At 44.4% G+C, this 12526-nt stretch carries 12 protein-coding genes; 4 read left to right on the forward strand and 8 right to left on the reverse strand.

What is annotated here, in order from left to right; translation table 11 throughout:
- Positions 1–223 precede the first annotated feature (223 nt).
- A complete protein-coding gene (locus tag OCV20_RS14170; protein WP_086773751.1) occupies positions 224–952 on the forward strand; it encodes a tRNA1(Val) (adenine(37)-N6)-methyltransferase in 729 nt (242 codons plus the stop codon).
- A gap of 107 nt (positions 953–1059) precedes the next feature.
- Complete coding sequence (srmB, locus tag OCV20_RS14175; protein WP_017059323.1) at positions 1060–2325, forward strand: ATP-dependent RNA helicase SrmB; 1266 nt, start codon at positions 1060–1062, stop codon at positions 2323–2325.
- Between the two features lie 164 nt (positions 2326–2489).
- Here srmB and yaaA read toward each other — a convergent pair whose 3' ends face one another.
- Together yaaA and OCV20_RS14185 are read right to left on the reverse strand one after the other, a co-directional pair.
- Complete coding sequence (gene yaaA / locus OCV20_RS14180) at positions 2490–3266, reverse strand: peroxide stress protein YaaA (RefSeq protein WP_048606773.1); 777 nt, start codon at positions 3264–3266, stop codon at positions 2490–2492.
- Between the two features lie 208 nt (positions 3267–3474).
- Positions 3475–4902: an alanine/glycine:cation symporter family protein gene (locus OCV20_RS14185; protein WP_086773843.1), complete on the reverse strand. Its 1428-nt coding sequence runs from the start codon at positions 4900–4902 to the stop codon at positions 3475–3477.
- Positions 4903–5611: 709 nt separating this feature from the next.
- Between OCV20_RS14185 and OCV20_RS14190 the strand changes: the two genes are divergently transcribed.
- A complete protein-coding gene (locus OCV20_RS14190; RefSeq protein WP_017059319.1) occupies positions 5612–5800 on the forward strand; it encodes a DUF3545 family protein in 189 nt (62 codons plus the stop codon).
- Positions 5801–5952: 152 nt separating this feature from the next.
- Here OCV20_RS14190 and OCV20_RS14195 read toward each other — a convergent pair whose 3' ends face one another.
- From OCV20_RS14195 to nfo, 3 genes are all read right to left on the reverse strand, one after another.
- The gene (locus OCV20_RS14195) at positions 5953–6504 is read right to left on the reverse strand and encodes a hemerythrin domain-containing protein (RefSeq protein WP_017070073.1); all 552 of its coding nucleotides are present in this window, start codon (positions 6502–6504) and stop codon (positions 5953–5955) included.
- Between the two features lie 86 nt (positions 6505–6590).
- Positions 6591–7271, reverse strand: a complete 681-nt coding sequence (gene ung, locus OCV20_RS14200; protein WP_086773753.1) for a uracil-DNA glycosylase — start codon at positions 7269–7271, stop codon at positions 6591–6593.
- A 396-nt stretch (positions 7272–7667) separates the two neighbouring features.
- On the reverse strand, positions 7668–8576 hold the full coding sequence (gene nfo / locus OCV20_RS14205) for a deoxyribonuclease IV (protein WP_086773755.1): 909 nt from the start codon (positions 8574–8576) through the stop codon (positions 7668–7670).
- Between the two features lie 326 nt (positions 8577–8902).
- On the opposite strand from nfo, the gene grcA reads away from it, so the two are divergent.
- Positions 8903–9280: an autonomous glycyl radical cofactor GrcA gene (gene grcA / locus OCV20_RS14210; protein WP_017059315.1), complete on the forward strand. Its 378-nt coding sequence runs from the start codon at positions 8903–8905 to the stop codon at positions 9278–9280.
- A 154-nt stretch (positions 9281–9434) separates the two neighbouring features.
- Here grcA and OCV20_RS14215 read toward each other — a convergent pair whose 3' ends face one another.
- From OCV20_RS14215 to thrB, 3 genes are all read right to left on the reverse strand, one after another.
- Positions 9435–10094: an NADPH-dependent FMN reductase gene (locus OCV20_RS14215; RefSeq protein WP_086773757.1), complete on the reverse strand. Its 660-nt coding sequence runs from the start codon at positions 10092–10094 to the stop codon at positions 9435–9437.
- 176 nt (positions 10095–10270) lie between these two features.
- Positions 10271–11557 (reverse strand): threonine synthase, encoded by a 1287-nt coding sequence (gene thrC, locus OCV20_RS14220; protein WP_048618257.1) that lies wholly within the window; start codon positions 11555–11557, stop codon positions 10271–10273.
- The gene (gene thrB, locus OCV20_RS14225; RefSeq protein WP_086773844.1) at positions 11554–12510 is read right to left on the reverse strand and encodes a homoserine kinase; all 957 of its coding nucleotides are present in this window, start codon (positions 12508–12510) and stop codon (positions 11554–11556) included. Before thrB ends, thrC begins: the two co-directional genes overlap by 4 nt.
- Positions 12511–12526: the final 16 nt, after the last annotated feature.

A 12526-nucleotide genomic window follows, 5' to 3' on the forward strand; every position in this document is an offset into this window, starting at 1 on the left:
ATAATGACGAAACAACTGGCTAGCTGCAAGTCACCACACAAAAACACCATATAAATTTGCATATGAGAACAAAAAGCAGTGGATTCCACTAGCTATAGAAAAATAGCCACAATTATAAACTAACCATAATTCACAACAATAGTTTCTCAAGCAGAACATTGATTCATACAAGCGGTTAACATTAGAGCTAATCACTTAAAATATCTCGATACTCAGAACATTAATGAAAGACAAAACAGTGCAAACTAAAAGCTTCAATTTTAAGCAATTCTCAATTTACGGCGGGAAAAGCGGTATGCCAGTCAGTACCGATGGCGTATTACTTGGCGCGTGGGTAAGCCTGCCACAAAGATCATGTCTACTCGATATTGGAACCGGAACAGGTTTGCTGGCCTTGATGGCTGCGCAGCGTTTTGAGGATGCTTCAATCTCTGCGATTGATATTGATCAACACGCCATTGATGCTGCCACAGTCAATATTGAGCAATCACCTTGGCAAGATCGTATCTCTCTTCATCACGGCAGCGTGTTAACGACCGACTTTCCACAAAAGTTTGATGCGGTCATCTGTAACCCACCCTACTTCAACTCTGGAGAACAGGCACAGCAAAGCCAAAGAGCCACCGCCAGACACACCGACAGCTTGGATCACTTAGCGCTTGCCCAGCGTTGTTTCGAGATAACAACCGACGCCGCGACTGCCAGTTTCATCCTACCGACGCCTGAGGGGGAAGGTTTTATCAAGCTTGCCGAGCAATGTGGTTGGTATCTAGCAAAACGCCTTGATGTGAAAACAACAGACAAGAAACCGGCTAGCCGAATTCTATTTGAGTTATCTAAAGATCCTGCTTGCGAGCAAGATTTGCAGCGCGAATCGCTTACAATTCACCACCAAGGTGGTTATAGCGAAGCATTTATTGCGCTCACTAAAGATTTTTATCTCAAGATGTAGCAAATACCATGTGATCCTAATCACTAATGCTTCTATAATGTCCGACTACTCTTTTTTATCGTCTGCTTTTTGAGGCAGAAACATTTATTGCTTGTGGAGAAACAACAGTGATCAGAACCTTTGCAGAACTCGATCTAAACCAAGAGCTGCTTAAAGCAATTGACGAAATGGGCTACGAACGTCCAACACAGATACAAGCTGAAGCAATCCCACAAGCGTTAGATGGAAGAGACGTTTTGGCTTCTGCGCCAACAGGTACTGGTAAAACAGCATCATTTGTATTGCCAGCACTGCAATACCTACTGGATTTCCCACGTAAGAAATCTGGCCCTGCACGTATGCTTATCCTGACGCCAACGCGTGAGCTAGCAATGCAGATCACCGAACAAGCACGTGAGCTTGCTAAATACACCAGCCTAAACATCTTCACGATCACGGGCGGTGTGATGTACCAAGAGCACGCAGATATCTTAAGTACGACTCAAGATATCGTAGTAGCAACACCTGGTCGTTTGATGGAATACATTGAAGGCGAGCGTTTTGACTGTCGTGCGATTGAATGGCTGGTTCTAGATGAAGCCGACCGCATGCTAGACATGGGCTTTGGTCCTGTTGTTGACCGTCTGTCTGCAGAGTGTCGCTGGCGTAAACAAACTTTACTGTTCTCAGCAACGCTAGAAGGTAAAGGCATTGAAGGCTTCACTGAAGACCTACTGAAAAACCCAGCGGAGATCGATGCGAAATCATCACTTCGTGAGCGTAAGAAGATCACTCAGTGGTACCACCGTGCAGACACAGCAGAGCACAAGCTGAACATCCTAAAGCACGTCATCACAGAGCAAGCTGAGCGCAGCATCGTGTTCTTGAAGACGCGTGATCGTCTAGGTGATCTACGAGCTCAACTTGAAAGCGCGCAAATCCCATGTGCATGGATCCAAGGTGAAATGCCTCAAGATCGTCGTAACAACGCGATTGCTCGTTTCCGTGACGGTTCTGTCAACGTACTACTAGCGACTGACGTTGCTGCTCGTGGTATCGACCTTCCAGACGTAAGCCACGTAATCAACTACGACATGCCACGTACTGCTGACGTATACCTACACCGTATTGGCCGTACTGCTCGTGCTGGTAAAAAAGGTAACGCGGTTTCTATCATTGAAGCGCACGATCAACTAATGATTGAGCGTGTGGCTCGTTACACAGACGAACCAATCAAAGAACGCTTCATCGAAGGCATGCGCCCTACGCATAAGAAAGCGGCCGTGACTAAGAAGAAGAAACCGAAGAAAGAAGATAAGAAAGCAGTAGAGAAACAAAAAATCGCGAAAAAGAAAAAAATCGCCAAGAAAAAGAAAGCAGCAAAGAAGAAGTAATCTACCAGCTTTAACGATTCAATAAAAAAGCCCCATGCAGTTCGCTGCATAGGGCTTTTCTTTGTCTAGCTTATTATTGTCTGGCCTATTATCAGGCTAAATAACTCGGTCTCTAATTTTTAATTAGAGGCTAAAACCGAGAGTAACTCGTTAGCCAAGGGCTACTAGTTTTGCTCTTCACGCTTGAAAACAAGCTCTTTCGCGTTCGACTCTTCTTCAACGAAGTAGTAACCCGCCGTATCAAACTGAGTCAACGCCTCAACCGAGTCGATCTTGTTCTCGATAATGTAGCGAGCCATCATGCCACGCGCTTTCTTCGCGTAGAAACTGATCACCTTGTACTGACCGTTCTTGCAGTCTTTGAAGACAGGGGTAATCACTTGGCCATCCAAGTTCTTCGGCTTCACGGCTTTAAAGTATTCGTTCGATGCTAGGTTGATCAACACGTTGTCGCCTTGAGCATTTAACGCTTCATTCAACTTGTCTGTGATGATGTTGCCCCAGAACTGGTACAAGTTAGTACCACGAGCATTGGCCAATCGTGTACCCATCTCTAGGCGGTATGGCTGCATCAAATCTAACGGCTTAAGCAAGCCATATAACCCAGAAAGCATGCGCAGGTGGTTTTGTGCGTAATCAAAATCTTCATCCGATAGCGTTTCAGCGTCTAGGCCAGTGTATACATCGCCCTTAAAGGCTAGGATTGCTTGGCGTGCGTTGTCTTGGGTAAAGGTCTCACTCCACTGCTCAAAGCGCGCTACGTTCAACCCTGCGATTTTATCGCTGACTTTCATCAGTGCAGAAATATCTACTGGCGTCAGCTTGCGGCACTCTTCAATCAGCTCAGCAGAGTGTTCAACAAACTCAGGCTGACTAAAGCGTTCCGTCGCTAATGGTGATTCGTAATCAAGTGTTTTGGCTGGAGAAACGACAACTAACATAACTTTACCCTAATCGGTTATCTAACTGGATGCAGCTAGAGTATAGAAAAAACATCAACTTGTCTTTATGACTCTTCCTATTACTTCGATAGGGAGAATGAGCTTCGATAGACAGAATGAGACAAATGACAGGCAAAGAAAAAGGCTAAGGTCGAAACCTTAGCCTTTCTAATCACTTTAGGATGAGCCATTTATCGCTCCAACAAGATTACTTCTTGTTTTTATCCCAAATACCATCTTCCAGCTGAGACTTAAGCTCTGGGAAGTCATTCGAATCGAATGTTGGTACTTTACCCGCGTCTAGTTGGCGGTTGTAGTCTTTCGCTAGCTTAATCACGATGCCTGATAGCAGGATAATCGCCACCAAGTTAACAATCGCCATTAGGCCCATCGATACGTCAGCCAGTGCCCATACCGTTGGTAACGTCGCTAGAGAACCGAACATAACCATACCCAGAACAACGATACGGAACAGCACTAGGCCTTTCTTGTTGTTGTGCTCAAGGAAGATAAGGTTCGTTTCAGCGTACGAGTAGTTTGCAATGATTGAAGTGAAAGCGAAGAAGAAAATCGCTACCGCTACAAAGATGCCGCCCCATTCGCCCACTTGTGCTGTTAGTGCACGTTGCGTTAGTTCGATACCCGTTACTTCACCGTGTGGTACATACTCACCAGACATCAGGATGATTGCGACTGTTGCTGAACAGATAACAATGGTATCCATGAACACGCCTAGCATTTGCACGTAACCTTGTGATGCTGGGTGCGGTGGGTAAGGCGTAGCAGAAGCTGCTGCGTTTGGCGCCGAACCCATACCCGCTTCGTTCGAGAACAAACCACGTTTGATACCGTTAATCATCGCTTGTGCGATTGCGTAACCTAGGCCACCCGCTGCTGCTTCTTGCAGACCGAATGCACTCTTGAAGATAAGAGCCAGTACTTCAGGCACTTTCTCGATGTTCGCGAACATCACGTACATAGCGATCGCTAGGTAAGCCAATGCCATGATTGGAACGATGATTTCTGCTGTACGTGCAATCTTACGGATACCACCGAAGATAACGAATGCAGAGATGATTACGATACCAACACCAACATAGCTGCGCTCAAGGTCGAATGCTGTGTTCATTGCGCTTGCAATCGCGTTCGCTTGAACCGCGTTGAATACAAGACCAAATGCAATGATTAGGAAGATAGAGAATAGAACCCCCATCCAACGCATGCCTAGGCCTTTCTCCATGTAGTATGCAGGGCCGCCGCGGTAGTTACCGTCGTTATCACGCGTTTTGTATAGCTGTGCCAGTGTGCTTTCTGCAAACGATGTTGCCATACCTAGCATTGCGATTAGCCACATCCAGAAGATAGCACCAGGGCCACCAGCGGTTAGTGCTACTGCAACACCTGCCATGTTACCCGTACCAACACGAGCAGCGAGACTAGTACAAAGAGCTTGGAAAGAAGAGATACCAGCACTGTCTGCTTTACGGCTGTTTCTAAGAACAGAGAACATGTGGCCGAAATGGCGGAATTGAATGAAGCCTAGTCGTACAGTGAAGTAGATACCCACACCAACCAGTAAGTAAACTAAGATAGATCCCCAAAGGAGATCGTTCATCAAATTGATTAAGTCTGTCACGTGAACCTCGTAATTGAGTTTAAGCACCGATCATGCTTCCTAGCCTTCCTCTTAATCGCCTATGCCTCTGTCAATGTTGTGTCGGCACTCTTGTTATATTCTTGCGGCGATTGAGACTGTAAATGTCGCTTCATGCATCCATTTTACGTATCAGTGTATTTTTTGACGGGCGGATAATGCAGCGAGACGGCCTAAAAATCAATATGCAAATGCACTTATATTAAAATGACATTTCACTAATAACACACCTTTTGTTAACACAACTTTCAACAATACAGCCCAATAAAAGTCACATTATCGGGACATAATATCAACAACAGCCACGGCACTCCCCCAACAAGAACATCATCCTATAAAAATGACGTCAGCCTAGGTTTTACAAGGTATAGTGAAGATCTTCGTTTTTTTCTAGGCCAATGAGATCCCTATACCGCACGGCACCATGTGCACTTCAATGCATTGTAGTCAAAACGCTATTCCATTCGCACAATGAATTAACATTCAATAACCCCCAATTTAATCGTTTACTTAAGTTTGTTTGCTTGTTTTTTATACATAATAATTCTCACAATGTGTGAGCATGCATAAGAAAATAGAACAAAAGCTTCATGGATTTGAAACAAATGAGAAACAAATCAAAGTTATTGTGAACCTAAATATGATATTTATTGGTTCGTAAGAACTAGTCCCACGGAAGGAGATATGGCTTATGGATAGCTTTCAATTCGATGAAGTATCAGAACTAGAAATGCCTCGTGTAACTCAAAAATCACGCTCGAAACCGCTCAAGCGTAAGTGGCGTGAAATCGAAGCCATCAACGATCGTAGGCAGCTTGAGAAAGAGCTGAGAGAGATGAACCTAGGTCTTGATTTTAGCCTTGACGATATAAAGCTTTAATCAGCACGATAAGAAATCAGATAGCAAAAGGCACCTATATAGGTGCCTTTTTTATGTTTTGAGGTAGTTAATCCGCTCAAAGCGCCATTTGGAAACCAACCCTCTAATATAGAGGACACCTAAAAATAGGGGCGTTTCAACATTAAAACAGGCTAAACGCACTCTTGTTCATTTTGTCGAACCCGAGCCGCGAGTTGGCGATATTGATCGGCTATGGTCTCTCCAAAGACAGGGTCATCTTCCGGTTGAAGCCATTGAGACTCCACTTCTTGCCAATCTTTCACCGTGAATGCCTCAACAATCATGGGTAGCACATGCTTCTCTTCATATTCCATGTGCTTTCGCTGAGCCTTAACAAACGCTTCAAGCTGCTCAATAAAGACTTGCTGAGGGACCACCGCATCTTGAAGGATCATATCGACCAAACCTAAAAAGTCCGCCGTTTTCTCAGAAAGCAATTGATGCTCTAACTCCAAGTCTTCAATCGCTTGCTCGCTGCCATATTGCTTAAGATAGTAGCGATAAATGACATCTTCTTTAGGGTGATGCACTTTGTCTGAATGGTTCATCAAGTAATGAACCACCTCTGCGATCAGGCTATAGTTTATTTCTCGCTCCTGTTTCAGAAACTCTAACTTACTGTTAAGTATCGCGAGTAAACGAGCCATATAGCCATGCTCTCGTCTTATCCTTTCAATCATCATAGTATTGCACTCCATTACACCTACTATTTATAAGTGTATACGAATATGCTGATTTATGATTTGACCCTGCTCAGAAAACCACCAACCTACACTTCTGTTGGTAAACGCCAGTCAATAGGTTGTTGATCCATAGAAGAAAGCAGCTTATTGGTTGTAGAGAAGTGCTGACAGCCGAAGAAGCCACGGCGCGCCGATAATGGTGATGGGTGAGGTGCAGCCAACACATGATGCTTGCCTTCATCAATCGCTTGGCCTTTCTTCTGGGCGTGTGCGCCCCACAACAAAAAGATGATCGGTTCAGAGCGCTGATTGAGCTCAGCAATAATGGCATCGGTAAAGGTTTCCCAGCCACACTTAGCATGTGAGTGTGCTTTTGCCTCTTCTACTGTAAGGACTGTGTTCAACATCAACACCCCTTGCGATGCCCAAGAATCGAGATAACCATGACTAGGAATCTCAAAGCCCTCTATATCTTGTGCAAGCTCTTTGTACATATTGCGTAGAGAAGGTGGGATTTTCACGCCAGGAAGCACTGAGAATGCTAGGCCGTGAGCTTGGCTAGCACCGTGATAAGGGTCTTGCCCTAAGATAACCACTCGCACGGATTCGAAAGGCGTCATATCAAAGGCACTGAACACCTGATCTTGTGGCGGGTAGACGGTTTTGCCGCTATTACGTTGCTGTTCAACAAACGCGAGGACACTCTGAAAGTACTCTTTATCACGTTCATCATTAATAATGGATTCCCAAGTCTTTGGTGCGCTCATCGTTTTACTTCCCAATCATCAAGGTTTCTAGCGGCTTTCGCCAGACAAAAAATAGCTGTATCGGCTAACTGTCCTAAATAAGGCTCTAGTTATACCTCATACAGCTATCAATAAACATGATGTGTAGGGTTCACTTGTTGATGAATCATAATAATCAGTTCAAGTTGTGTTTATCTCGATTAACCACTTTTCTGCTGTGTACGATGGTGGCCGTGGTTATGCACGTGACGGTTTGGTGTAGGTAAACGGCGTGCGACAGCAATAGTTGAAGTTTGGGTGATTGAATACATAAAGGCACCTCCTCTAAGACATCGTGAACTACATATTCACTTTAATACTATGAAAGAAAGGTGCCAATTATTAGAAATAGACGGAAATAAATTTTCCCCTCTATTATTACGCTTCTTCACTCGCTAGCGTTGCTGAGCGATGAAACATTCTAAGTTGTTGAATTTCCTCCTTCCAGATCGTCGAATCAATGGTTTCCAGGATAAGAGGGATACCATTAAAGCGAGAATCAGAGGCAATATACTCAAAACAATCCCAGCCAATTTCGCCTTTTCCTAAAGAATGGTGTCGATCGACTCGGCTCGCGAACTCAGCTTTTGAATCATTGATGTGCATTGCTCTTAGATAGTGCATACCCACGATGCGGTCGAACTCAGCAAAAGTATGCTCACACGCCTCTTTTGTACGTAAGTCATAGCCAGCAGTAAACGTATGGCAGGTGTCTAAGCACACACCAACACGTGACTTATCTTCTACCTGTTCGATAATCTCTGCTAGATGTTCAAACTTCCAACCCAGATTAGTGCCCTGCCCAGACGTATTCTCGATCACTGCGATTACGTCAGGTACCGCTTGATGAGCTAGGTTGATCGATTCAGCGATCTTCGCCAAACATGCGCTTTCTGAGATTTTCTTTAAATGACTCCCAGGATGAAAATTCAAGAGCGTTAATCCAAGTTGATTACAACGCTCCATCTCATCAATAAAAGCCGCGCGTGATTTCTCTAGCTTCTCTTCTTCTGGTGCTCCTAGGTTAATAAGGTAGGAGTCATGAGGAAGAATGTGCTCAGCACCGAAGCCCAACATTTTGCAATTAGCTTTAAAGGCATTAATGGTTTTCGCTTCTAGCGGTTTTGCCGCCCACTGCCTCTGGTTCTTGGTAAACAGTGCAAATGCATTAGCACCGATTTCACGTGCACGCATAGGCGCTTGATCAACACCACCAGCAGCCGACACATGAGCGCCAATAAACTTAATATTTGTTTCCGGTTTTGAGGATGAATTATTGTTTGTCATTAAATCACTTTACACTTTCAGAATGCTTAATAAATAAAGGGTCGTATCGGTTGCAGTTCAATAAAAACACAACAAATGTAGTAAACTTACAACAAATATGACTGTTAAATATTTTTTATACTTTAAAATATTTTGTAATTACTTTGTTTTCAAAGGTTTTATTGATTTACCTCAATATAATCACCTTTGTAAAAATATGGTTTTTGGTTGTTTTTTGACTTAAATCAATGTTAACCTTACTAATATTAGGTATATATTACCCAGCTCAATAAAAATCGAAAGTTAACACCATAATCAAACCACATTCAGTGGACTAGGAGATAGTTATGATCCAAGGTATTCAAATTACTAAAGCAGCAAACGATGACCTACTAAACTCAATCTGGCTACTAGATAGCGAGAAGAATGAAGCTCGTTGTGTTGTTGCTACTGCAGGTTTCGAAGCTGACCAAGTTATCTCAGCTGCAGACCTAGGCGAGTACGAGAGCCGTGAAGTTGCAATCGAAGCAGCACCACGCATCGAAGGTGGCCAACACCTAAACGTTAACGTTCTTAAGCGTGAAACGCTAGAAGACGCAGTTGCTCACCCAGAGAACTACCCACAGCTAACTATCCGTGTATCGGGTTACGCTGTACGTTTCAACTCTCTAACAACTGAACAGCAACGTGACGTTATCGCACGTACGTTCACTGAGTCTCTATAATCTCAGTAAACTAGAGTGTTAAAGATTTAAAAAGCTTGGTCAGAAATGGCCAAGCTTTTTTAGTTTTTGTCCTAACAACTTCTTATCGTTTATTGTTCCAACTCAGAACCCGCTCACCTAAAATCAAACAAGCACAGTCACCAATCAAATTTGGTTATGGCGCATTTCGTTGAGAAGGATCTTTAGTAAAGGCTTTCGCCAGAGCCGTTGGATCAACATTGTCTCTTTGCAGCGCAGCACCTTGTGCCCACCACATCAACTGATGGAATGTTCGATTCATGTATTCATCCCATTGTGCTTGATCAGACTTTTGAACAACACCGCCCTCTTCATCAAACACTTCTTGCGCTTTCGGCAAGTGAATCATCGCAGAAACAGGTAAGCAACCTAGCTCTGACAAGAAAGTACGCATTGAAACGGATGCTCTTGCCCCGCCCCACTGACCGGCAGAATAGGTCACAATCGCACTCGGTTTATATGAAAATAGCGAGCTACCAAAGTGATTGAGAATATTAGCTAGCGCTGGGCTCATCGAGTGATTGTACTCCGGGCTAACCATCACATAACCATCAGCTTTAGCGATCTTGTCGGCTAACTCCGCTAAATGCGCGGGTACTTTTGAGCGATAATACGAAAACTCAGGCTTAAACACATCGCCAAAGTCATAATTCAATGGGTCGATAATCTCAACCGTATGCTGTGAGTGCTGATTCGCAAGCAGCTTTTCACACGCCTTGCTGACTCTCATCCCTAATCGCGCAGGTCTTGGCGGTGTGCTCTCACGTACAGAGCCAAGAAAAATCAAAAAATTCATACTATCCCTTTCCGTTTTGATCGGGTTAAAGCAATACACTTACTTAAAGCCATTTAAGCGTAAGAAAACCCTTAAATAAAGCTTACTTTAAAAACACTCAGACAATAAAAAAGGTGAATGATTGCTCATTCACCTTTTCTGATCGATCTAAGTTCTATGTTTACGTTTTTGAAAAATTACGCAGGTTGAACTCGACGAAGCACTGCTTTTAGCGCTTCAAAATCGTTATCAAGATCTTCAGACAACAACTCCATCGCCGCGTGTTTTGCTAGCGGGCCTGGCAGTTCAATATCAGAACCTAGGATGTCATCAACCACTTCTTTGAATTTCGCTGGGTGTGCTGTACACAGGAACAAGCCAGTTTCATTCTCTTGCAGTTGCTCTTCTAGTAGACGGTAAGCAATCGCACCATGTGGTTCACATAGGTAACCTTGTGCTTTTAGGTCGCGAACTGACTCAGCGCTCTGCTCGTCAGATACTTTACCTTTGCCTAGTGTATCTAAACCCCAACCTTTCAGTTGGCAAAGTTCTTCGATACGAGGCCAGTTGTTTGGTTGGCTTACGTCCATCGCGTTCGATGTTGTCGCAACGGTCGGTTTTGGATCCCATTGGCCTGTTTCTAGGTAACGAGGAACCGTGTCATTTTCATTGGTTGCTGCGATGAAACGCTTAACAGGTAGACCTAGCGCTTTAGCCAATAGACCAGCGGTTAAGTTACCAAAGTTACCACTTGGTACAGAGATAACGAGGTTTTCACGTTGCTCTTTAGTCAGCTGAGAAGCCGCCTCAAAGTAGTAACAGATCTGAGCCATTAAACGGCTGATGTTGATAGAGTTTGCCGAATTAAGACCGATCTCTTTACGCAGTTCAGCGTCATCAAATGAGTCTTTAACTAGAGCCTGACACGCGTCAAAGTCGCCATCAATCGCCACAGTGTGGATGTTCTTACCCAGCGTACAGAACAGCTTCTCTTGCAGTGGGCTGATCTTGCCTTTCGGGTAAAGAATCACAACATTGATGTCTTCCATACCGTAGAAAGCATGTGCAACTGCCGCACCAGTATCACCTGATGTTGCGGTTAAGATAGTGATTTGACCACCATCAGAAACGGCTGCTAAAGATTGAGCCATAAAGCGGCCGCCGAAATCTTTAAATGCCAGTGTTGGACCGTGGAAAAGCTCAAGCGCGTAAACGCCGTCTTTTACTTGGTTGATTGGTGCAGGGAATTGGAACGCTGCATCCACCATTTGGTCGATCTGCTCTTTTGGTAGTTCATCACCAATCAATGCTGACAGAATCTTTGAGCTACGAGGGACAAAGTCCTCTGCTAGCAGCGCATCGATATCATCAAACTTTGGCAGTTCAGATGGGAAAAATAGACCTTGATTACGGCCTAAGCCTTGACGAACGGCTTGGCCAAAAGAGACTTGTTCATCATTTTCTTTGATGTTGTACAGTTTCATAACTCACTTCCTGTAACGATCGAACCCTGCTTATCTAGGCGACAAACGTGAACGAATCCTTCTTCATTTTGTACGTAATTTTGTTCTAACCAGCGTGCAACACGCTCGGCGACATCTTGTTCTTTGCAAATGCTAAATAGAGTTGGACCACTACCAGAAATACCAGTAGCCAGTGCCCCAGCTGACAGCGCGTATTTACGAGCATCAGCAAACCCTGGAAGCAGTTTCTCACGATATGGTTCAGCGATCACGTCTTTGATCATCTTCGCCGCCAGTTCAGGTTGACCTGAATGACACGCGTGGATAAAGCCCGCTAAGTGACGACCATGAGCAATAATATCCTGACGACGATATTGAGATGGTAGGATCTCTCTCGCTTCCGCCGTTGAAACCTTAATACCCGGATAAGCCATCACCCAGTACCAGTCGTCAAAACACGGTACTTCTTGGCTGATGATGCCTAGCTCTTCAAGCATGAGCTGCACGCCACCAAGGTAACATGGAGCAACGTTATCATAGTGGATACCGCCTGAAATCTTGCCTTCCATTTCACCCATCAGAGCAAGCAATTCAGTTTCATTCAGCGGCTGACCGTGAAAACGGTTTAGCGCATCCAGTGCCGCGACGATTGAACATGCACTAGAACCCAAACCTGAACCGATAGGCATGTTCTTTTCTAGTGTCATTTCCAAAGGCTTAAGCGCAACGCCTTTTTTATCAAGCTCTCTAGAGAACACCACCCAGCAGTCGTAAACGATGTTTTCTTTTGCTTCAGTTGGCAACTTAGAAACAAAGCTGCCTGCTGTTTTAAGTAAGAATGGTTCATCACCTGCTTTAACCATAACTCGGTCACCCAGCAGTGTGCCATCCACTGGAGACACAGCGGCCCCCAGCACATCAAACCCTACACTGACATTACCGATTGATGCAGGAGCATAAACGACAACATCCATATCACTTGAACTCATT

Source organism: Vibrio coralliirubri (assembly GCF_024347375.1).
In the GTDB taxonomy this organism is placed as follows: domain Bacteria; phylum Pseudomonadota; class Gammaproteobacteria; order Enterobacterales; family Vibrionaceae; genus Vibrio; species Vibrio coralliirubri.